23 protein-coding genes are annotated in these 22,673 nt (G+C 44.9%); 20 read left to right on the top strand and 3 right to left on the bottom strand.

From position 1 onward, the window contains the following. Positions 1-199 precede the first annotated feature (199 nt). Positions 200-1,234 carry a hypothetical protein gene (locus AC5JPY_RS01075; RefSeq protein ID WP_493851806.1) on the top strand — a complete coding sequence of 345 codons (1,035 nt, stop codon included), beginning with the start codon at positions 200-202 and terminating at the stop codon, positions 1,232-1,234. 145 nt (positions 1,235-1,379) lie between these two features. On the opposite strand, the gene AC5JPY_RS01080 is transcribed toward AC5JPY_RS01075, so the two are convergent. Next, on the bottom strand, positions 1,380-2,294 hold the full coding sequence (locus AC5JPY_RS01080) for a LysR family transcriptional regulator (RefSeq protein ID WP_493851807.1): 915 nt from the start codon (positions 2,292-2,294) through the stop codon (positions 1,380-1,382). Between the two features lie 321 nt (positions 2,295-2,615). Here AC5JPY_RS01080 and AC5JPY_RS01085 point away from each other — a divergent pair, with 321 nt between their 5' ends. From AC5JPY_RS01085 to AC5JPY_RS01100, 4 genes are all read left to right on the top strand, one after another. After that, complete coding sequence (locus tag AC5JPY_RS01085; protein ID WP_493851808.1) at positions 2,616-4,175, top strand: ABC transporter substrate-binding protein; 1,560 nt, start codon at positions 2,616-2,618, stop codon at positions 4,173-4,175. A gap of 69 nt (positions 4,176-4,244) precedes the next feature. Then, positions 4,245-5,180 (top strand): ABC transporter permease, encoded by a 936-nt coding sequence (locus AC5JPY_RS01090; protein ID WP_493851809.1) that lies wholly within the window; start codon positions 4,245-4,247, stop codon positions 5,178-5,180. 108 nt (positions 5,181-5,288) lie between these two features. Beyond that, a complete protein-coding gene (locus AC5JPY_RS01095) occupies positions 5,289-6,092 on the top strand; it encodes an ABC transporter permease (protein ID WP_493851810.1) in 804 nt (267 codons plus the stop codon). Next, positions 6,089-7,564: an ABC transporter ATP-binding protein gene (locus AC5JPY_RS01100; RefSeq protein ID WP_493851811.1), complete on the top strand. Its 1,476-nt coding sequence runs from the start codon at positions 6,089-6,091 to the stop codon at positions 7,562-7,564. The genes AC5JPY_RS01095 and AC5JPY_RS01100 overlap by 4 nt, the downstream gene beginning before the upstream one ends. An 80-nt stretch (positions 7,565-7,644) precedes the next feature. Here AC5JPY_RS01100 and AC5JPY_RS01105 read toward each other — a convergent pair whose 3' ends face one another. Then, positions 7,645-8,640, bottom strand: a complete 996-nt coding sequence (locus AC5JPY_RS01105) for a phosphatase PAP2 family protein (RefSeq protein ID WP_493851812.1) — start codon at positions 8,638-8,640, stop codon at positions 7,645-7,647. A 441-nt stretch (positions 8,641-9,081) separates the two neighbouring features. On the opposite strand from AC5JPY_RS01105, the gene accB reads away from it, so the two are divergent. The 10 genes from accB (at position 9,082) to AC5JPY_RS01155 (ending at position 16,835) form a co-directional block, all read left to right on the top strand. After that, positions 9,082-9,594 carry an acetyl-CoA carboxylase biotin carboxyl carrier protein gene (gene accB, locus AC5JPY_RS01110; RefSeq protein ID WP_493851813.1) on the top strand — a complete coding sequence of 171 codons (513 nt, stop codon included), beginning with the start codon at positions 9,082-9,084 and terminating at the stop codon, positions 9,592-9,594. Positions 9,595-9,662: 68 nt separating this feature from the next. Next, positions 9,663-11,009 (top strand): acetyl-CoA carboxylase biotin carboxylase subunit, encoded by a 1,347-nt coding sequence (gene accC / locus AC5JPY_RS01115; protein WP_493851814.1) that lies wholly within the window; start codon positions 9,663-9,665, stop codon positions 11,007-11,009. A 200-nt stretch (positions 11,010-11,209) separates the two neighbouring features. Next, positions 11,210-11,863, top strand: a complete 654-nt coding sequence (pxpB, locus tag AC5JPY_RS01120) for a 5-oxoprolinase subunit PxpB (RefSeq protein ID WP_493851815.1) — start codon at positions 11,210-11,212, stop codon at positions 11,861-11,863. Positions 11,864-11,915: 52 nt separating this feature from the next. Further along, complete coding sequence (locus tag AC5JPY_RS01125; RefSeq protein ID WP_493851816.1) at positions 11,916-12,839, top strand: 5-oxoprolinase subunit C family protein; 924 nt, start codon at positions 11,916-11,918, stop codon at positions 12,837-12,839. Further along, the gene (pxpA, locus tag AC5JPY_RS01130; protein WP_493851817.1) at positions 12,829-13,566 is read left to right on the top strand and encodes a 5-oxoprolinase subunit PxpA; all 738 of its coding nucleotides are present in this window, start codon (positions 12,829-12,831) and stop codon (positions 13,564-13,566) included. The genes AC5JPY_RS01125 and pxpA overlap by 11 nt, the downstream gene beginning before the upstream one ends. Positions 13,567-13,607: 41 nt before the next feature. Further along, positions 13,608-14,039, top strand: coding sequence for an acetyl-CoA carboxylase biotin carboxyl carrier protein (locus AC5JPY_RS01135; RefSeq protein ID WP_493851818.1), 432 nt, complete (start codon positions 13,608-13,610; stop codon positions 14,037-14,039). A gap of 368 nt (positions 14,040-14,407) precedes the next feature. Further along, the gene (locus AC5JPY_RS01140; protein WP_493851819.1) at positions 14,408-14,863 is read left to right on the top strand and encodes a DoxX family protein; all 456 of its coding nucleotides are present in this window, start codon (positions 14,408-14,410) and stop codon (positions 14,861-14,863) included. Between the two features lie 153 nt (positions 14,864-15,016). After that, positions 15,017-15,841 carry a DODA-type extradiol aromatic ring-opening family dioxygenase gene (locus tag AC5JPY_RS01145; RefSeq protein ID WP_493851820.1) on the top strand — a complete coding sequence of 275 codons (825 nt, stop codon included), beginning with the start codon at positions 15,017-15,019 and terminating at the stop codon, positions 15,839-15,841. 411 nt (positions 15,842-16,252) lie between these two features. Then, on the top strand, positions 16,253-16,555 hold the full coding sequence (locus AC5JPY_RS01150) for a carboxylesterase family protein (RefSeq protein ID WP_493851821.1): 303 nt from the start codon (positions 16,253-16,255) through the stop codon (positions 16,553-16,555). 100 nt (positions 16,556-16,655) lie between these two features. Further along, positions 16,656-16,835, top strand: a complete 180-nt coding sequence (locus tag AC5JPY_RS01155; RefSeq protein ID WP_493851822.1) for a hypothetical protein — start codon at positions 16,656-16,658, stop codon at positions 16,833-16,835. A gap of 26 nt (positions 16,836-16,861) precedes the next feature. On the opposite strand, the gene AC5JPY_RS01160 is transcribed toward AC5JPY_RS01155, so the two are convergent. After that, positions 16,862-16,954, bottom strand: a complete 93-nt coding sequence (locus tag AC5JPY_RS01160; protein ID WP_442967672.1) for a transposase — start codon at positions 16,952-16,954, stop codon at positions 16,862-16,864. Positions 16,955-16,975: 21 nt separating this feature from the next. Here AC5JPY_RS01160 and AC5JPY_RS01165 point away from each other — a divergent pair, with 21 nt between their 5' ends. The 5 genes from AC5JPY_RS01165 to AC5JPY_RS01185 all read left to right on the top strand — a co-directional run bounded on the left by AC5JPY_RS01165 (position 16,976) and on the right by AC5JPY_RS01185 (position 22,650). Then, positions 16,976-18,283: an RNA-guided endonuclease InsQ/TnpB family protein gene (locus AC5JPY_RS01165; protein ID WP_493851823.1), complete on the top strand. Its 1,308-nt coding sequence runs from the start codon at positions 16,976-16,978 to the stop codon at positions 18,281-18,283. A 26-nt stretch (positions 18,284-18,309) separates the two neighbouring features. After that, the gene (locus AC5JPY_RS01170; RefSeq protein WP_319051827.1) at positions 18,310-18,864 is read left to right on the top strand and encodes a carboxylesterase/lipase family protein; all 555 of its coding nucleotides are present in this window, start codon (positions 18,310-18,312) and stop codon (positions 18,862-18,864) included. A 300-nt stretch (positions 18,865-19,164) separates the two neighbouring features. Beyond that, a complete protein-coding gene (locus tag AC5JPY_RS01175; protein ID WP_493851824.1) occupies positions 19,165-20,292 on the top strand; it encodes a M14 family metallopeptidase in 1,128 nt (375 codons plus the stop codon). A 348-nt stretch (positions 20,293-20,640) separates the two neighbouring features. Next, on the top strand, positions 20,641-21,495 hold the full coding sequence (locus AC5JPY_RS01180; RefSeq protein ID WP_493851825.1) for an SDR family NAD(P)-dependent oxidoreductase: 855 nt from the start codon (positions 20,641-20,643) through the stop codon (positions 21,493-21,495). Between the two features lie 105 nt (positions 21,496-21,600). Then, positions 21,601-22,650: a zinc-binding alcohol dehydrogenase family protein gene (locus tag AC5JPY_RS01185; RefSeq protein WP_493852713.1), complete on the top strand. Its 1,050-nt coding sequence runs from the start codon at positions 21,601-21,603 to the stop codon at positions 22,648-22,650. Positions 22,651-22,673 lie beyond the last annotated feature (23 nt).

The raw sequence follows: 22,673 nt of genomic DNA on the forward strand, positions 1-22,673 counted from the left end.
GTGATTGTTTTTGTGAAGAGGAGCTAACCTTTGTACAAAAGGTAATGCAGCGCAAAATAGCTACTGATAGTGGCAGAGCTGATAGCGACGGAGCTGATAGTGACGAGGTTAATGGTGACGAGGTTAATGGTGACGGCGCAAAAAACGTTACAGCAATTTGGATTGATAAGGATATCAACATAAAACAGGGAATGGATGAATGATGCTTTTTACAAAGAAGCTATCTGTAGGTTTGGCTATAGCGGCAACATGTGCCTCTGCACAAGCGATAGATATTGTGACGACGGGTGATACCACGTTGAGTATCGGTGGTTATATTAAGGCGGAGGGATTGTTTAACTCTCCTGATGGCAAGGATTCGGAGTTTAAGGGCAACTTACGCCAGTCACGCATTAACGTCAAGACGACTAAATCTGTCGAGGACAAAAAACTAACCGGGTTTATAGAAGGTGATTTCTATGGAGATTATGCCAAGGGTGGATCGAACCTACGTTTGCGCCATGCTTACATTCAAGTAAATGATCTAACAGTGGGTAAAACGTGGAATGGTCAGTTTTTGGCAGTCGCGCCACTCTCCACCGAGCAGCTTGACTTCTGGGGTACAGGTATCGGCACAGCCTCAGGTGGAGGCTCATATATTCGTCCAGATTTGACGGTGCATTATACTTATAAGGGACTGCGTTTTACCGCTCAAGATCCTGTCTATGACGATGCTAGCCTGCCTGATATGGTGGTCAGCTACAAAGATAAGGTAGCTGATTTTGATTATAATGTGGCGGTGACCGCTCGTGAAGCTGAGAATGGAGATGATTCAGATGTGGGCGTTGGTATCTCATTAGCAGGCAAGCTGGCTTTGGGAGAGCATTCGCTTCATGGCAGTGTGTTCAATGGTGAAGGCATGGGTGCCTATTCTGCCGTCTGTGTCGGTGGACCTCTTATTATGAATGGCGGTGCCGATTGTGACGCTGAGAATGGCAAACTGATCTCACAAACGGGCTATAGTGTCGGTTATAAGCATCAATTTACTCAAAAGCTGCGTGGTAACTTGCGTTATGGTGAGGTGAACGTAAATGATGCTGCAGACACCTCTGCCAGTGTCAAAAGCGCCAATCTTATCTATGAGTATCTACCAGATTTGGATTTGGGTATTGAGTGGAGAAATCAAGATGTCACGACCTTTCCATGGATGCCAGCAGGTCAGCAAATAGAAGTGATGGCCAAATACGAGTTTTGAGAGTGATGAATTGAGAGGGGTGCTATTTTTAATGACATTTATAATACAGCTCACGATAGATTTGTCATGCTACCAAGCGCATTAAACAACACCCTAGATATTTATCAGTGCATAGGGTGTTTTGGTGAGGGTCGCTAATAGTTATCTACAAGTGTTGTATCGATTCATCCCAATAGGGCGGTGAACCGTAATACCCTTCGATAAAGTCAATAAAGCACCTGATTTTGTGCGGCAACAGTTTTCTATGGGCATACACTGCATACAATCCTAGCGTCTCGGGTTCGTAATCAGGTAAGACCATCATAAGCGCTCCTTTACTCAGTGCTTCACTCGCAATAAATGTGGGCTGTAATGCTATTCCAGCGCCAGCCACTGCGGCATTGACAAGCAAATCCCCGTTATTACTGGTCAGCTCTGGGCTTAGCTGATGGGTGGTATCTAGCCACTGATAAATATCTTCTTTGCCATATTTTTCCATATAACTGTAATGCAAATACCGATGGTTTTTTAGGTCTTCAGGTTTACTAGGCACGCCATATTTGTCAAGATAGTCAGGCGCGGCGCACAAAATGACGCGGATAGGCGCCACTTGCTTAGCAATCAGTGATGAGCTTTTGAGCTGACCGATGCGCAGCGCCACATCAAACCCTTCCTCGACGATATCTACTTTGCGATCGTTCAGTTGCAAATCGACATTAACCGAAGGATAAAGTACCTGAAAATCTGTGACCAATTGTGCCATGTGTTTGAGGGCAAAGGATACAGGCGCGCTTATTCTCAATGTACCTTTTGGGTTCTGCTGCAGCCCACCTAGTTTGGACTCCATATCATCGATACTGAGTAACACTTGCTGTGCATGCTCAAAGTAATGAGTCCCTGCTTCAGTCAAGCTAACCTGACGGGTAGTGCGGTTCAATAAACGTATACCCAAACGCTCTTCTAACTTTGACACATATTTGCTCACCAGTTGCGGCGACAGCTGCATGGCTGTTGCGGCATTACTAAAACTGCCCTCAGTCACTACCGATACAAATGCCCGCATCGCATCAATTCTATCCATTATTCAGGTTTTCCTTACAGCGGTTATCAATATTCTCTCGTCAGTTATCTTACGCTTTTGCTTGACTCATAGTAAAGCGTGTCGCCGCACCAGAATTATGCTCTTTTAATAGAAAACCAAATCAACCCCATTGATAGTCGTCCATTTAAAATAAATAAAGCCAAGATAGGATGTGGTTCAACGTGACATATTAGCAATGCCTTCAGATAACAAGGCAGGTTAGGGTCTATCACGTAGCCACAAGAGAAAAAGGTTTACCTTAAATAGGTTTCGTTATAACATAACGATTTTTTTGAAATGTTATATTATAACGGAATATATATGAAGAAAATGGGCTTGATTTCGGTACTGGTGGTGTTGGCAGGACTGGTGTGGTATGTCATTGCTGGCGCGAATACCGCAGGTAACAACGCGGCGAATACCGCAGCAAAAGATGACACCCAAAAAGATTTAATCGTGGTGACGCCGTGGGAGCTGACTTCTACTGATCCCAGTAAGTCTGGATTTATTTTTCAGCGTTTGCAGATTGCTGAAACGCTAGTAGATGCCAAACAAAATGCAGAGCTGCAACCCATGCTGGCGCAAAGCTGGTCAGCCAATGAGAAAGGGGATATATGGACGTTTGTGTTGCGTGATGGGGTGAAATTTCATGACGGCTCGCCATTGACAGCGAATGCTGTGGTCAAAAGCTTGCAAGTCGCGCTCAGTAAACCCACTGCTCTAGAGTCGGCTGCAATATCAGACATCAAAGCCATTGATGACAAAACGGTTGAGATTAGCCTAGAGCGTCCGCTGATGTCTTTCCCTGCTTATTTGGCGCATGCAACCAGTATCATTTTGGCGACCTCGTCGTTTGATGAGAATAACGAGGTCACTCAGCTTATCGGTACAGGGCCATACTATGTCACCAAATTTGAGCCACCACAAAAAATCGAGCAAAAAGCGTTTGCTGATTACTGGGGTGAGAAAGCCAAAATTCAGGACATCACTTACTTAGCCAATAGTCGTAGCGAAATGCGTACTCTGTTGGCGCAGAGCAAACCCAACTATCTGGTTTTTACCTTAGATTCAGCGAGTCTAACCCGCCTAAAGCAAAACCCTAACCTACAAGTTCAGTCAAAGTCGCTGGCGCGTACTATCGAATATAAAGTCAATGCGGACAATCCGTTTTTTAGCGATGTGCGTGTCCGTCAAGCGCTTAGTGATGCGATTGATAGACAAGGCATTGCCCAATCTGTGATGCATACTGACAATGCCGTCGCCGCGCAAATACTGCCACCGATATTTAAAGACTGGCAAATCAATACCCCGACTCAAACGCCTGACCCAGTCGCCATCAAGCAGCGCTTATTAGACGCAGGTTTTATCGAGGGTAGTGATGGCATGCTCCAAAAAGACGGCATGCCCTTTGCATTTACGTTGCGTACATTCTCAGATCGTCCTGAATTACCCATTATCGCCACCGCCTTACAAGCACAGTGGAAAAAAATCGACGTTGATGTGGATGTGTCCGTAGGTAATTTTTCAGAGATTCCATCAGGTCATCAAGACGGTACGCTGGAGATGGGACTCTATGCGCGCAACTACGGCATGATACCTGATCCAGTGGGCTCACTCGTTGAAGATTTTGACCCACAAGGTAGCGATTGGGGCGTGATGAATTGGCAAAACCCAGAGCTGACCGAGCGTTTATTGATGCTTGAGACGACTAAAGGCAATGATGTAACGACCAAACAGCGCGTCTCGCAAATCATCTTTGATAAGCGTCCTATCGTGCCTGTGGTGTATTACCAACAAAATGCCGCTGCGCATAAGTCACTGAAGGGCTTAGAAATCGATGGTCTGGAGCGAAACTTTTATTTAAACAAGTTGTCTTGGTAAGTCGTGTTTACTGTCATTTGATTTGTAACGCCAATTCTTTATAACACCAGAAAATTGTAATGGATAACTATGTTTAAATATATTGCTCATCGAGTGCTGCAACTGCTCTTGGTTATCTGGTCGGTCGGTACATTGACCTTTGTACTGACTCGCAGCTTACCCGGTGATATGGCGTACCGCATCGCGGCCAGTCGCTACGGTTACGATCAGACCGATGCCGCCGCCGCACTGGTGCGCTCAGAGCTTGGTTTGGATCAACCGTGGTGGCAAAGCTACTTTAATTGGTTGTTTGATTTGGTTCAGTTCAATCTTGGTCACTCCTTAGTCAGTGGCGAGTCAGTATGGGCTGAGATTGCGCATCAGTTCGGGCATACGCTGTCCTTGGCGCTGACGGCATTGGTGATATCGGTTTTTATTGGGCCGCCGCTTGGCCTGCTTGCTGCACAAAAACCCAACGGTCTGTTTGATCGTCTGACGTTGGTGGCCAGTACGGTACTGCGCTCTGTACCGATCTTTATCATTGGTATTGCGCTCATCACACTACTCGCGGTCCAAATAAAATGGCTACCCGCAGCAGGTTATGGCACGCCGCAACATTATATTTTGCCAGCATTGACCTTGGCGATTGGGCTGTCTGCGGTGTCGATTCGCGTCAGTCGCCATGCGATGGTACAGGTACAAACGTCTGAGTATTATGATTTTGCCAAGCTAAAAGGACTGAATAAATGGACGGCGTTTTGTCGGCATGGTCTGCGTAACGTCACCATTCCGATTTTGGCTTATCACTCAGTACAGCTCGTGTATTTGGTAGAAGGGGTGGTGATTGTGGAGAGTTTGTTCGCTTGGCCCGGTAGTGGTCATGCGTTGGTGCATGCCATCGTCGCGCGTGATGTGCCGATGATACAAGGCACCGCGTTGATTATGGGCGGTATGTTTGTGGTACTCAATATGGTGGTGGATTTGCTCAGTGGGTTGATTGATCCGCGTATTGATTTGGCACGTTAATCATTACTGTTAAAGCCGTTATCAAAACGCTTCAACAGTAATGGCAACTACAAACCCAAGCCATAAATTAAAGCCACAAACCAAAGCCACATGAGGAATTATGATTTTATGACTATTTTTAGCGGGGTTCATGCCCTACAACCAGTACAAAAATTTGGTGGATTGCTACTCATCTTGTTATTGGTGTTTGCGTTTTTGCAGCCGCTGTACTATCCGATAGATGCTGATATACAAGACCTTGGCAATATGCTGCAATCATCCAGTATCAACCATTGGTTTGGCACCGATCATTTTGGTCGCGACATGCTGGCACGGGTTGCGTCTGCCATCCGTCTGTCATTTTTACTGATTGTCCTATCGGTGGGTTTTGCGCTGTTTTTTGGACTGTTGATGGGCGTGCTCAGTGGCTATTTTGGCGGCTGGGTGGACAAGGTTTGTACCTTTTTATGCGATATTATCATGGCGCTACCGGGGCTGCTGTTCGTCTTATTGTTTGCAGCGATTGCGCCTAACACCTTTTGGTCGCTCTATCTTGGCATTTCTTTGGTGCTCTGGGTTGAGTTCTTTCGCATGGTGCGTGCCATGACCCAAACGATCGCCAGTAGTCGCGAGATCGAAGCGTCGCGTTTGATGGGTATGGATTTTTTCTATTGTTTTAAACGACATTTTTTACCCAAGATTTTGCCCGTTGTTGCCACTCTAAGTGCTTTTGCGGCAGGTAATGCGGTGTTGGCACTTGCCACGCTAGGCTTTATCAATGTTGGTTTGCGTCCGCCGACCGCTGAGCTGGGACTGATGATGACGGAGCTGTTTCCGTATTATTATCAAGCGCCGTTTGTGTTTCTCCAGCCTATCATTGCCGTCTTTATTTTGGTATTAAGCCTACAATTACTCTCAGGAAAAATGAAATGATCACGCATACTACAGGAGACAATGCTCTCAATGTTGCCAATGTTGATAAGGTCGCCACCAATGTATTGGTAAAAACGGACGACTTGGCAGTGTTTACCAAGTCTGGGCTGGGCTTGGTTGAACCCATCAGCGTTACGTTATATAAAGGCCAAAATCTGACTATTTTGGGTGAAACAGGCTCGGGTAAAAGTTTGCTAGCGCAAGCCATCATGGGCGCACTGCCTGATGAGCTAGTGAGCCGCGGCGATATTTTGATCGAAAACCAAGCGTTGACTAAGCCGCAACTGCGCGAATACTGGGGACGCCGCATGGCGATGCTGCCACAAGAGCCAAGCCGTTCGCTGAACCCCACCATGGATGTGCTCAGTCAGGTGTGGGAGAGCCTGTATTTTGTCGCCAAGCAAGACAGTAAGGTCAGTAAGCAATTGGCACAAGAGAAGATAGAAGCACTAGGGCTAGGTAAATTTGCCGATTACTATCCGCACGAGCTGTCAGGCGGTATGGCGCAGCGCGCGTCTTTTGCGATTGCCACCTCGGGCGGCGCGTATATTGTTATCGCCGATGAGCCGACCAAGGGTCTAGATGAGATAAACAAACAAGCAGTGATTACCCTACTAAAAAACGTCTCCCGCGATGGCGGTACGTTGCTCACCATCACCCATGATATCGATGTAGCAAGAGCGCTGAGTTTGGGTGCTGATGATCGCATCATGGTGATGAAAAAAGGCAAACTACTAGAGCAAGGTAAAGGCGAGCAGATATTAAGCCAACCAACATCAGACTATGCCAAACAACTCATCGCGGCTGCCCCTGATAATTGGCCCGCAAAAAAGAGCGCAATCATCGCAGAGCACCCCTTATTGACCGTTAAAGATGTGAGCTTGGCACGCGGCAGACAGGTGTTGTTTGAGGGGTTGAGTTTTAGGCTCAAGCGAGCTGAAGTACTTGGGGTGATTGGTGGTAGCGGCATTGGCAAAAGCTCACTAGGGGACGCGCTCTGCGGCCTGCTTAAACCTGCCAGCGGTTCCATCTCGTGGCAAAGTAAACCCAAGCGCCATCAAGTGCTCAAGCTATATCAAGATCCGCCTGCTGCTTTTTCCTCGCATGTACCACTGCAAATCTTGCTTAATGATGTTATTAAAAAGCATCGTTTAGATGCCAGCCGCGTGCCTGAATTATTGGAGAAGTTAAAGCTTGATAAGCAGATTCTTAAACGTAATGCGCTCAATGTCTCGGGCGGGGAGTTACAACGGGTAGCCATTTTGCGTGCATTGCTCTTCAACCCTGTACTGCTTTTTGCTGATGAAGTCACCTCCAGACTCGATCCCATCACTCAAAAAGAAACGCTGGATTTGCTGGTGGCACAGTGCCAAGCTCAGGATTGTACGTTAGTGATGGTCAGTCATGATCACCACATCATGCGCCATTACTGCCATCAAGTGATTGATTTGGAAGATTTTGCCAAATCGTAAGGAGCACTGCATCTGATCAATTGTAAAGCGCTAAGCATCTCGTAAACTTTAATACTGTTAAAGCCATTCAGTTTCCACTATTACCCAAGTAGCGGAAACTGATAAATATTGGCATAAACGAAGATAGCAATCAGCACAGCGACGACACTGAACCACACCATATAGCGCTGACGCGCTGACCATACAATACGCCAATTAATTTTGCCCCGCGCGGTCAGCCACTCCATTATGCTAATAGCGATGATTAGCCACAATGACCCTACCAAAAACCCACCCATCACATCGCTAAGATAATGCTCATTGAGTACGATTCGACTCAGTCCTATAAGCAAGAATAGCAATAGAGCAAGTGACAAGACACGTACTTGTCGAACAAAACTTTGGCTAAAACGAATCATCATGTACGCAAGAAACCCATACAGTGCAATGCTGATGGTGGCATGTCCACTTGGAAACGAATAGGTATGCTCTTGCAACAAAATATCAATCGGGCGAGCACGCTGAAAGACCATCTTATTTATAAAAGTAAAAGCAGTGCTGCCAATGGTCGAGATCAGCAAACCGGCGATGATATAAGGCTGACGCAACATCATGCATAAAATAGCAGTCAGTAAGATGATCAAACAGGTGACGGGAGTAGAGCCTGAACTGGTAATTAAAATAAAAAAATCTATAATGCCGGATTCGCGCAGTACACTCATATGCTGCGACACAAACAGATCGGTGGTCACGATAGAGTCAGCACTCACCACATCCTCAACCAACCCTGCAAACAGCGCCAAAATATAGATATTCAACAGCGTTGATACAGTGAGTATCAAGCCCGAAAAGTGACCACGTGCAAAACGTTCTGCGACAAAGCCAAATAGCGCTGGGTATCTACGTTGTAGTCGTACCATCATTGGCAGGCGTGCCAGATGCTCTCTTAGCCAAAAATCAGCGCGAGAGATCAATGCCAATGCGCGCTTACCATAACGAATCAATAAGTGCTGTATCAGCCATAATAGTGCCATAATAAAAATAAGTACCATGCCCAAGCTAATTAGCTGAGGATGTCGTTCAATAAATTGGATCATGGATAGACTTATTCCTTTTATCATAATGGTTCGGTATCCAAGTACCGAACCGTGTGCTTATGGTCATGATTACTATGGCGACTGAATAAATTCGAGAATTGAAAGTATAGGTCATGCATTAGGCAGTCCCAGCATAACCAAACAGCAGACACTGTAACAGAGCTTGTGATCGTTGCTGTCTAATTTTCTTTACAGGCTGTCGTTATTTAAATAAGTGATGATTTTATTGAGCAGCGTTTTGAGAAAATTACTTTTTTGGGTCCAATAGTTGTTTGAAGGGATAGGGTGCGTTATGGTTTTAGCCAGATCATTGTTTTTAGTTATTGTTCTTATCTGACGTCCCATAGATTAAGCTCAGGTCATTGAGGACACAAATCAAATAGTACTTTTAAAGACTTAGAATAATAATTTTTACTTCACTCTAATGGAATGCCCAATCATATGAATATCAATTTTGCGGATCTAGAAAGACTCATCGAACTGGCAGAAAGTGCCGATATACAGTCATTAGAAGTGAGTGAAGGTAATGCATGTATCTCTATCGTTTGTCAGTCTAACCATAGTGAAGACAGCTCAAACCACACCAATATCAATAATAGCCACCCTAAAACAGCACATCTAAAGCCGCAAACTGATGCGCATCAACATAGCAGCGCTACCAACACCGATGTAGAGGGTGAACATAAGGCTGGCGTCAAGGCAGCAGACACTCAGCCCAAAGTACTGTCTCCCATGCTCGGTACGTTCTATCTTCGTGCTGAGCCAACCGCTGAGGTGTTCTTTCAGGTAGGCGATCATGTGGAAGCTGGGCAGACATTATGTATCATTGAAGCTATGAAAATGATGCATGAGGTAAAGGCGGAAGCTAACGGTACGATTCAAGAAATTCTGATCGAGGAAGGTGACGTCGTAGAATATGCCCAGCCCTTATTTACTATAGCGCCAGACAGTTAAAGCGAACTGACATCGCATAAACATTACACAAACGCTGTATTTGATACTATATTTTTAGGGAAATAAATATGTTCACAAAAATTTTGATTGCCAATCGTGGTGAGATTGCGCTACGTATCATTCGCGCTTGTAAGCAGCTGGGTATTCAGTCAGTCATTGCTCACTCTGAGTCGGACAAAGGTTCGCTACCTGTACGTTTGGCAGATGAAAAAGTATGCATCGGTCCTGCTAGTGCCACTCATAGCTATCTGAATCAAAGAGCGATTGTTTCAGCTGCCAAGCTGACCAACGCGCAAGCCATACATCCAGGCTATGGGTTTTTGTCCGAAAATGCGGATTTTGCCGCTTTGGTTGAAGACTCAGGTCTCGTATTTATCGGCCCAACGGCTGACAATATCAGAAACATGGGCGACAAAGTCGAAGCAAAAAAACAAATGACGATGGCAGGCGTGCCTTGTGTACCTGGTTCTGACGGCGCGTTGCCTACCGATTCAGATGAGGTTATTAAGATTGCCAGTGACGCGGGTTATCCAGTCATTATTAAGGCGGCAAGTGGTGGCGGCGGACGTGGTATGCGCGTGGTCGAAAAAGAGTCTGATTTGTTGTCTGCTATTGCTATGACCCAAACAGAAGCCAAAGCCAACTTTGGCAGTTCCATCGTTTACTTGGAGAAGTACTTACAAGCCCCTCGTCATATTGAGGTGCAAGTTCTATCCGATACTCACGGCAATGCACTGTATTTGGGCGAGCGCGATTGCTCAATGCAGCGTCGCCATCAAAAAGTCATAGAAGAAGCGCCAGCTCCCGGCATTACAGAAGCACAGCGTGAGCAAATAGGGCAGTCATGTGTGACCGCTTGCGAACAAATGCAATATAGAGGCGCAGGCACGTTTGAGTTTCTATACGAAAATGACGAGTTCTTCTTTATCGAGATGAATACTCGTGTGCAAGTCGAGCACACTATCACTGAGATGGTGACGGGTATTGATATTGTCCAAGAGCAGATCAGAGTAGCGGCAGGGCTCACGCTTGCTCACAAGCAAAGCGATATTGCCATGACTGGACACGCTTTTGAGTGTCGTATCAATGCTGAAAACGCGCAGACGTTTTTGCCCAATGCGGGGCGCATAGACTACTGCCACATGCCAGCAGGGTTTGGCATCAGAGTAGATAGTCATGCTGAATCTAACTACACCGTGCCGCCCTCTTATGACAGTTTGATTGCTAAGATATGCGTACATGACCGCTCAAGAGAACAAGCGATAGAAAAAATGCGTGCGGCATTATTAGAAGCGCAAATCACCGGTATTGATACCAATATTGGTTTGCATCAACGACTCTTTGAAGATGAAGTGTTCTGCACAGGTCTAATGAGCATCCATTATTTAGAACAGTGGATACAAGACAATATATAAAATCAGGTATTGCCCACAAAAATGAAAACCAAATCTGACATTAGCATCAGAAGCGTCAGAATCAGGATACAGTCGGTCCAATATAATTTGGAAGGAAGGTGAGTGAAAGTACTACAAGTCGTAGACTAATCGAGCCTGACACCGTATACAATTTATAGATGATTTGACTATAGCAGATAAAAATAATGGAGAACGTGCTAATGGAACTACAATGGCAAATATGCAGTGAGACCAACCTCGCGTTGTTTTTTCCTAAACCAACCACCTTAGAAAAACAGCAAAAATGCTGGGCGCTATCAGACAGTATCCAAAAAATGCCAGAAGTCGTCGAAGTGGTGATTGGGATGAATACGCTTAGTGTATTTACTGTGCCATTGACATGGGCTGAGCTGAATTATTTTAAAGACAAAATATCAGCGCTACTTAATGACATCCCTTCCAAAACTATTGATGGTAAGCATGTCGAGATACCAGTGCACTACGGTGGTAAATACGGCCCCGACCTGGCAGCCATGGCAGATAGTCTAGATCTCTCAGTCGAAGACGTTGTTGAGCTGCACACCAAAGCCACTTATACCGTTTATTTTATCGGTTTTCAGCCAGGGTTTCCTTATCTTGGCGGCTTATCTGACTCGCTGTATTTCCCAAGACATGCCATACCTAGGACCCAAGTGCCAGCAGGCTCAGTTGGTATAGGCGGCGAGCAAACAGGGGTTTATCCTTTTGAGTCTCCAGGCGGTTGGCAGTTACTAGGTCAGACGGATACTGCTTTATTTGACTTGACCAAGTCTGTGCCAACGTTGCTGAACGCTGGTGATACCTTGACCTTTACCGCGATTGATATTCATCAATAAGCGGTAAATAAAAGCCACATAAATTCAAAAGATATATAGACAGGTGGTATCGATGAAAATTTTAACCGCGAGTGCCCTTGCCAGCATTCAGGATTCGGGTCGAGTAGGTTACCGAAGCATGGGCGTGGGTAGAAACGGCGCAATGGATAACTGGGCGCTACAAGCTGGCAATGCTTTGATAAAAAATGAGCTAAACGAGCCTGCTATTGAAATAGCGCTTGGCGCGCTGACCATACAGTTTGAAGAAAACGTCAGCTTTTGCTTAATAGGTGCTTTATACGAAGCCTATCTAGACGACAAGCGTATTCCCTGTTATTGGCGTATCAATGCGACAGCAGGGCAAACGCTTAAGCTGTTGCGACCGCTACAAGGCATGTATACCTACCTATGTGTGCATGGTGGCTTTGATATTGAGCCAGTATTGCAGTCGGTTAGCACCAATCTCAAAGCAGAATTTGGCGGATTTGAGGGCAGGTACCTAAAAGCCGATGACACCTTAACAGTAAAAACCGAATCAAGCCTACCTGTGATTGGCGTTGCCCGCATTGTACCAACCGATATTATTAGAGTGATAAAGAGTAGCGAGTATGATTGCTTCACTGAGTCGTCTCAACAAGCCTTTGAAACACAGCCTTGGAAACTACAAACCAGTAGTAACCGTATGGGCTATCGCTTCCAAGGGGCAACCGCACTTGAATGTAGTAAGCCTATAGAGATGAGTTCACACGGTGTTGATATTGGCATGATTCAAGTACCGCCACAAGGCCAACCTATTGTGCTAATGGCAGACGGTCAAACGACTGGCGGCTATCCCAAAATCGCGACTGTCATCCGCGCAGACATAGGCCTAATGGCACAGATCAGATTTGGCAAAACCTGTCAGTTCGTCGTTGTGTCATTAGAGCAAGCGTTAAAGGAACAGCAAAACAGACAACACTATATCGATCAAATAAAGGAGTATGCCAATGAAAATTGATTTAAATGCTGATGTGGCGGAAGGCTGCGGGCAAGACGATAAATTATTAACGATAGTTAGCTCAGCGAATGTCTGCTGCGGTCTTCATGCTGGTTCTTACAGCGAGATGCTAGCAACGTTGCAGTTGGCAAAAGAAAACAACGTGAGCGTAGGCGCACATCCTGGTCTAAACGATAGAGAAAACTTTGGCCGTATTCATGAGCCGTTAAGCGAAGCCGATTATCGTGCTTTGTTAGCATACCAGTTGGGTGCAACCAAAGCGCTCTGTGATTTGGTCAGCGTGACTTTGGACTACGTAAAACCGCATGGTGCGTTGTACAACCAAGCCGCTATTGCTGAAGACTTATCCGATATCTTGGTGAGTGAAATCAAACGATTTGATCCAAGCCTAAAGGTCATGGGTTTGTCCGGTGGCTATTTGGTCAAATCAGCCAAAAAACATGGTTTAGAAGCCATATCAGAAGTATTTGCCGATAGAAACTATGAAAAAGACGGCTCATTGGTCTCTCGTAGCAAAGACAATGCCCTGATAACTGACACAGATGATGCGGTCAAACATGTGTTACAGATGATTACTACAGGGACGGTCACCAGTGTCTGTGGTCAGACCGTACCAGTAGAGGCGCAAAGTATTTGCTTACATGGTGATGGCGAACACGCTATTTTATTTGCACAAGAAATCAAGAAACAACTAGAACTCAAAGGTATCACTATCTCTGCCTACTAAATATCTCGGTCTCAGTTAAACATTAAGTAAAGGAATCTATTATGGATATAGAGCAAATAGCGCGTGTGGTCACATTGGTTGAAAATAGTCAATTGCACGAAGTCACTATTGCTGATGGTGATCAGTCCATTAGAGTGGTCAATACTCTAAAAGTGCCAAGTAAGCCAAGTCATATAGCTATTAACGATGTTACTAGCGCTACTGTTAAGCCCAACAAACCAAACAGTAAAATAAGGCAAGTCTGTGCGACCTATGTGGGGCAGGTCTATTTAAGTGAGGACGCTACAACAGATGATCTTATTAAAGAAGGCGACCATATTCAAAAAGGTCAAACCGTTTGCTTTATTGATGAGTTGACCCGTTTGCTACCAGTTGTAAGTGATAAGAGTGGTATTGTCACGGCAATCTTGGTTGAAAGTGGGCAGGGTGTTGAGTATGGGCAGCCCATCATGGTGCTCGCAGACAACACGTAATTTAGATGCTCCTATATCAGTATGGTTGTTCTTTTTGTCTTTATTGCTTTTGTTGCCTTAAGCGTTCAAGTAGTGCGGTGATAGCTTGTCATTGAACACCGATAAGCTATCATCTTACAGTCTTAAGCTACCAACTCTAGTCTCGCTAGAGGTCTTCTAAGCATCACTACACGTACACACATCACATCACATCACATCAATATCCTTCCCCATGTTTTTTATACATCCTAATACCAGGCCAACTATAAACGCTGTGTTGATAATCATTCAATATAAGTGGGCTTACTCTTTTATAGCGACGATAGTAAAGTATGTTTATACCAATATTAAATCACTTATCGCACTAATACGTTATGGAGTAAGCACCAATGAAATCATCGCTACTAAATACAATATTGACCTCTAAAACTGGGGTTGCTGCCCTAATTCTTCGTGTACCTGTCGGCATAATCTTGATGGCGCACGGTGCCCAAAAGCTCTTTGGCTGGTTTGATGGCAATGGGCTGGCAGGAACGGCACAGTGGCTGAGCAGTATGGGCATGGAGCCTGGGTTGCTGCTGGCCATATTGGCTGGCGGCGCTGAGTTTTTCGGTGGACTCGCTCTAGTACTCGGGTTACTCACACGACCTGCTGCACTGGTCTCTGCATTCACAATGCTAGTGGCGATTTTTTCTGTCCACATCAGCAATGGGCTATTTTCTGCTAACGGTGGCTACGAGTATGCATTGACCTTGATGGTTGCCTTACTGTCTTTGGCCGTACAAGGTGGTGGCTCCTTTAGTATGGACAAAGTATTAGCAGCAAAGCTAGGACGCGCGTCATAGTTGGCTTTAGAGATCACCTTTTGACAGTTATGTTTAAGAGCTTACCTGTAATCGTAATCAGTACAGATAAAAGTCAGTAAAAACCAAAGCCAGTAAATATAAAACGACCTACTATTAACAGTCACCTTTAATGAATAGGACAAGGAGAGAATTATGACAGCACATTCATCTGGCCAGACAGTTACTCAGCCTGTCCTATTTATACCGCATGGTGCCGGACCTTGTTTTTTTATGGACTGGCAGCCTACGAACACATGGGATAGTATGGCAAACTTTTTGACAGGTATTCATACTCGACTTCCGGAGCGTCCAAAGGCTATCTTAATCATTAGCGCGCACTGGCAGGTGCCTGAGTTTACAATTACTACGAGCATAGCGCCTGATCTCATTTATGATTACTATGGTTTTCCTGATCATACGTATCAGCTGACTTATCCTGTATCAGGTGACCCTGTACTCGCCGATCAAGTTAGTAAGCTGTTGGACGGAGCAGGTATACAGCACCAACAAGATGCGTCACGCGGTTTGGATCACGGGGTCTTTATACCGCTAAAGGTGATGTTCGCCGAGGCGGATATTCCAGTAGTACAACTGTCACTGCGTAATGATCTAGACCCAAAAGCGCATCTGGCGGCAGGTCAAGCACTGCAGGCATTACGTCAAGAAGGCGTATTAATCATCGGAAGCGGTATGAGCTTTCATAATATGAGGGGCTACGGTGATGCGCATTTTACAGCGCCATCAGAGATTTTCGATGACTGGTTGACCCAAACGATTGAATCTGACTCAGAGCAGCGAGATGTAGCGCTTAGAGACTGGTCGATGGCGCCTCACGCGCTTGACTCACATCCATTAGGGGCAGAGGAGCATTTACTGCCGCTGATGGTGATAGCAGGTGCGGCAGGTAATGATAAAGGCGCCAAAATTTACTCCGAGCAAGTGCTTAAAACGCAGTTATCGGCTTTTCAGTTTGGCTAAATGTTGATACAGCAGTTCTGCGTTTTCTCAGTAATGTATAGTGGTAGTCTCTCAAAAGTTGCGAGTATGACTCTTATCGTCTCATCAGAACGGACTCGCAAACGATAAAACCCTTACGTTTGTCTCATAAAAACCTGCACAAGAAAACAGTATTATTCTAGGGCGTGTCTTCAATTCAATCGATGGTCATCTAAATGGACTAAAAATGGCTAAATTTTGTCAAACCGCGTCAAATAGCTGGTTAATATCTCGATATTATCTACACTATTTTCCTTGTTTGACGGCAATTTATCTCATTTTTATTACCATTTTTAAAATGAAGACACGCCCTAGAGGAAAGTCGCTGTTTTGATGGTTATTCAGAAGATAGCAGGTAGGCAATCGACATAAAATAAAAAGGGAGTAGCAGCCATGATGAGTAACAGGGTAAGTAGGGTGTGTCAAAAGGTAGGCGTTGTACTGTTGAGTGTTAGTATGGTTTCTGCATTTGCTGCAAATAATGAAGGGGAAGAAATGAACATTACTGTTTCTCAAGGTGAGTTAAAAGGCAAAGCAGATAATGGCGTTACTACCTTTTACGGTATTCCTTATGCACATAATCCTTTCACAAAAGCGCTTAGATTTAAAGCACCGCAGCCTTACGAGCAGATGCAGGCGAGGAAGCCTATAACGGTACTAGCTTTGCAAAAAACGACACGATTGTTGTCACGGTAAACTACCGAGTCGAGTCAGTACACTTTTTGCTGAAGCGCTTGGGGTAGCACCTACGACGACCGATATCTCTCAGGTACCACTTGACGATTTGGTCTCTGAAGTGATTAATATTGGCAAAACAGTAAAAGATAGAGACGAGTGGGGCATGATGTCTTGGGGTGGTACGGCGTTTTTGCCTGTGAACGATGGTGATATCATCAAAGAATCACCAATGAAAGACCTGATAAAATATGCAGATGCATCTACCAAAAAAGCGAAATTCACCTCCACCCGACACTAGGGTGGAAGTGAATTTCGCATCACTGGCTAGCATCGCTGATTCTGAATATACTGTTTAATAATATCTAATGGCGTATCACCACAAGCGCTTGTAAAATAGGAACGCGACCAAACACACACTCATTAATAAAGAAAGCATTTATGAAAATCAACAAAGCGTACAAATTTAGGCTTGAGCCTAATGCAGAGCAGGAGATTATTTTAAATAATCTTGTCGGCTCTGCACGTTTTGTTTGGAATCAAATGCTAGCGATCTCATTTGAGATGTTTGCTAAAGATGAGTTTATCAATGCCACCAACCTTGTTAACAAAATTATAGGTTTAAAGAACAACCCTAATTTCGAGTTCTTAAAAAGCAGCTCAAACGCGGTGTCTTTACAACAAAAAGTACGTGATCTGGCATCGGCTTGGTCACGTTTCTTTGATCCTAAAGCACATGCCAGATTAAAAGAAAATAAAAAGAAACCTCGCAAACCCAAGTTTTTTAAACTGGCTGATGGCACAGAGATTCAACGACGACCATTGATGCCACAATTTAAGCGCAAATCCGATGGCTGCGACTCAATTCGCTTGGTGCAGTTTGATAAATACTGCCGTATTGAGGGCAATCGAGTAAAACTGCCTAATGGCATTGGTCTGGTGAGGTTTAGAAAATCGCAAGACATTACTGGCACGATTAAAAACATCACCATCAGCAAGAAATCGGGGCATTGGTACGTGTCGTTTGGCACAGAACGTGAATTGACTGAGAACCCTCGCCACCCCTCTAAAAGCGCCATTGGCTTGGATATGGGTATCAGCAAACTACTGACCACCTCAAACGGTGATGTCATCAAACCTAAAAACAGCTTTAAAACTAATCAACTCAAACTTGCCAAACTGCAACGAGGGCTAGCAAAGAAAGTAAAATTCAGTGAGAACTGGAAAAAGCAAAACCGCAAGATTCAAAAGCTCCACAGCCACATTGCCAATATTCGCCATGACTACTTACATAAAATCACCACCAGTATCAGCAAAAGCCACGCCATGATCGCTTGTGAGGATTTAAAGGTCGCTAATATGTCGAAATCAGCCAGCGGGTCGGTGGAGAATAAAGGTCGTCAGGTCAAAGCCAAGTCAGGATTAAACAAATCCATCCTAGATCAAGGCTGGGGCATGCTGGTCAATATGCTTGAGTACAAGCAGCAATGGCGCGGAGGGTTACTGATTAAGGTAAACCCACGATACACTAGCCAGACCTGCTCTCAATGCAAGCATATCGCCAAGGAAAACAGACAAACTCAGTCCAAATTTGAATGCGTCAAATGTAGGTATGTTGCGAACGCTGATTTTAATGCGGCTCGTAATATATTAGCGGCAGGACATGCCGTGTTGTCTGCGGAGGGAGGATGCGGTAAAGGTCGCCCGTTGAAACAGAAAACAAGTGACCTTCGTGAGAAAGTCGCCTAAGAGCATTTGCTTTTAGAATCCCCCACTTGAGCTTCTCGAAAGTGTGGGAGTATGTCAATCCAGTGATTGTCGGTAGTACCGATCAAGAGGCAAGGCTTTACTCTGTACCAGGAGGTGCTATTGATAAGATTACCTCTACACAAAGATCTCAATTGCTAAATGACTTATCATTGAATGGTAAGCCACTTAAGGTATATGCACCTACCAATAGCGACAAGTCTGTTGGCGATAGCTTTGCTGAGCATTTAATCAAAAACGGTAATAAAGTATGGCATTATAACTTTTCGTGGTTGTCACCAGCATTCGATGGACGGCTAGGCGCGGCACACTTTGTGGATGTGCCTTTTACCTTTAACGCGCTCGGTAGCGAGCAAGCCAAAAATTTCGTTGGCGATGAGCCACCGCAAAAACTTGCCAATACCATACACCAAAACTGGATTGAGTTTGCTCGTACTGGGCAGGTGAGCTGGGATAACTATAAGCTTACAGATCGAACAACCATGAGATTCGATGTAGACTCTGAAGCGGTTAATGACCCTGAGCGCGACGTCAGAATGTTATGGACCGATTACTCTTTCTAAATGGATTGTATAGCTGATGACGGCCTTGCTAATGTAAGGCCGTTATTTTGTTGTGGGGATATAAATGTTTGATGGTATGAGAAGCAATCTGACTGAGCAATAGTGGGTGTAATATCCTAGTGTTTTTAGACATAGGGCGCTAGTACCGTCAGCTTAGCAAGCTTTTGACTTGAAAAGAATTGTACCATGACCAATTAAGTGTAACGGTTATAGACGCTAGCAAAATAAGTGTTGAGGTAAAACCATCAGCTTATAACAAACCGATAGAGTACGATCATAATAATGAGATAAGGAGCCATTATGCATATTACGGACAATTTCGACGCCGGTAACATTGAGGTTATCACTGTAGATGATAACAAAAACATTCAACTGGCTATTCGTCCGGACGTTGGTGAAGAATTTTTTCAGTGGTTTAACTTTCGCCTCTCAGGTGAGGTTGGAGAAGAGTATGTTCTCAACATTATCAATGCAGGAGAGGCGTCTTATGTAGAAGGGTGGGAGGGTTACCAAGCAGTAGCGTCTTATGATCGTCAACATTGGTTTCGTCTGCCAACTTCTTATAAGGAGGGCACATTGACCATCGTAGCAGCGTTAGAGTGCGAAACCATCCAAATTGCTTATTTTGCCCCTTATAGCTATGAGCGTCATCAAGACTTATTGGCCGCCGTCCAGACGCACCCGTTAGTTACTCTAGAACATTTAGGTGACACCCTCGACAAGCGTGATTTGACTCTGGTAAAAATCGGTGACGGTGATGCTAATAAACGCAATATCTGGATCACAGCGCGTCAACACCCTGGTGAAACGATGGCTGAGTGGCTGGTTGAAGGTTTGCTGTATAGCTTGCTAGACAGCGATAACGCAACAAGTAGACAGTTATTGGACAAAGCCAATTTCTATATCGTACCCAATATGAATCCCGATGGTAGTGTGCGCGGGCATCTACGTACGAATGCTGCCGGAACCAATCTGAATCGCGAATGGGCAAATCCAAGTTTAGACAAAAGCCCTGAAGTGTTTTATGTGATCAAGAAGATGGAAGAGACGGGCGTTGATCTGTTTTATGATGTGCATGGTGACGAGGCACTACCTTATGTATTCCTTGCTGGCTCTCAAGGCACGCCAAGTTACAATGAGCGTCTGGCACATCTTCGTGATCGGTTCTCAGAGGTATTGACACTCGCCAGTGCAGACTTTCAGACGGAGATCGGCTATGACGTTGACGCTCCAGGTAAGGCAAATATGACACTTGCAACCAACTGGGTCGCTGAGCGTTTTGATTGTCTGGCCAATACGTTAGAGATGCCGTTCAAGGACAATGATAATTTGCCTGATGAAGAGAAAGGGTGGTCACCGGAGCGTTCTATGCAGCTAGGGGAGGCTTCGCTCATTGCTATGCTGGCTGTCATTGATGATCTGCGATAGTTGACGCTAACTGAAGATTTGGACAGACAACTCGTAAAAGGCACTTAAGCCGTTATTTAAACGCTAGTAAGTACTCACTTACTAGCGTTTTTTTGTCCATCATATCTTTATATATATAGATGCCCATAGATAGGCAGTCGACATTGGCTATCTTTATGATTTTCATATAGTAAACAGTTAGATAGAGCGTTCGCTATTTTAAAAATAATACTGAAAAATGATCAGTAGTAGCGGTATGAAGTACAACACTTTGATAACAATGGATATCATGACGGCGGATAAAATGTAGCGTGTACCTAATAAGATAACCATAAGTTAAATAATCAAATAATAAGGATGGTTGCGATCATGAGTAAAAATAAAACTATTTTAATCACTGGTAGCACGGACGGCATTGGTAAGTTGGCTGCTTTACATTTGGCAGAAGCTGGACATCACGTTTACCTGCATGGCCGCGATGCTGACAAACTTGCCAGTGTCATTGCAGAAGTCCAAGCAGTGGCAACAGGCGACGCGGTAGATCATATTGATGGGTTTGTCGCTGATTTCTCCGACCTAACCGCTGTATTGAAGATGGCCGCAGACATTAACGAAAAACTACCAACGCTGGATGTATTGATAAATAACGCAGGAATTTATACCACGTCATCAGCAATGACTAAAGAGGGTCTAGATGTACGCTTTGTGGTCAATTACCTTGCGCCTTACGAATTGACTAATGCGCTACTACCTTTACTCAAGCAGTCTAGTAAAGCGCGTATTGTGAATCTAAGCTCGGCTGCTCAAGTTCCAATATCATATAAGGCATTTATAGGACAAGAGCGTCTAGATGATAAAGCCGCCTATGCGCAAAGCAAGCTGGCACTAACGATGTGGAGTATGCACTTAGCGGATAGGGTTGCCAGCGATAACATTAACGTGATTGCGGTCAACCCAGGGTCGCTATTGAATACCAAAATGGTCGATGAAGCGTATGGTGAGTATTGGTCATCAGCAGACAAAGGCGCAAATATCCTAACAGCATTGGCTGTCTCAGATGAGTTCGCGGACGACACGGGCAAATACTTTGATAACGATATCAAAGATGGCGCACATGGTGATGCCAGAGGCGAATTTGGAAAACCGCATGCCGATGCGTTAAATAAAGACACCATTGCAGAGCTAGAACGCCAAACACAGAAGGTGTTACAGTCGTTGTATTAGAAATATATTGCCTCCTGTTAAACGCTATGTATTTCGGTACTGTTCGCGTGAGGACTCTACTCAATTTATTTATTATTAGGAATAAAAACAATGCAAAATCAGACAATAAGAGCCATTGGCTATCAAGACAATCTCGCCATCGATAACGAAAAAGCGCTACAAGACATTACCCTTGATAAGCCAACTGCGACAGGCCATGACATTCTGGTAGAGGTCAAAGCCATATCCGTAAATCCAGTGGATTATAAGATCCGCCAATCACGTCCTGCACCAGAGGGTGAGTATGTAGTGATTGGTTGGGATGCCGCGGGCATCGTGACAGCGGTTGGCGAAGAAGTCAGCTTATTCTCAGTCGGGGACAAGGTGTATTACGCGGGGGATCTGACCCGTTCAGGCAGCAACGCTGAGTATCAACTAGTTGATGAGCGCATCGTTGGGCGCATGCCAGCATCGCTATCATTTGCTGAGGCAGCGGCATTACCACTCACCACAATCACGGCTTGGGAGATGTTGTTTGAGCGTCTGCAAGTGCCTGTTACTAACAGCTCGGCAGATAAAAACGGTAGTGATGAGCGTGCTAATGACGTTTCAGTATTGGTCATTGGTGCAGCGGGCGGGGTTGGTTCTATTTTAACGCAGCTATTAAAAACACGGACCTCTGCCACAGTCATCGGTACGGCATCACGAGAGGAGAGTGTACAGTGGTTAAAGGGTCTAGGCGCAGATCATGTGATCAATCATCGTAACCCATTGTTTGATGAGCTACAGAAGACAGGTATCAGAGAAGTAGATTATGTCATCAGTCTAAACAACACTGATGAGCATTATGCAGAGATTATCAAATGCTTAAAGCCACAAGGTAAATTAGGACTCATCGATGATCCTGAATCATTAGACATTAAGGCGCTTAAAACTAAATGTCTGAGCCTACATTGGGAATTTATGTTTACGCACTCTATGTTCCAGACACCAGATATGATTGAACAGCATCGTTTATTGACGGACGTTGCCAACATGATTGATGCAGGCGAGATCAAAACCACCGTTGCTCACAATCTTGGCGCTATCACGGCTGAACATGTGCGTCATGCGCATCAAATGCTAGAGAGTCAACAAGCGCATGGCAAGATAGTGTTGGAAGGTTGGACTGCGTAAGACTTAGAGATGTATTAGAAAGC

The sequence above is a fragment of the Psychrobacter sp. H27 genome, assembly GCF_059072655.1.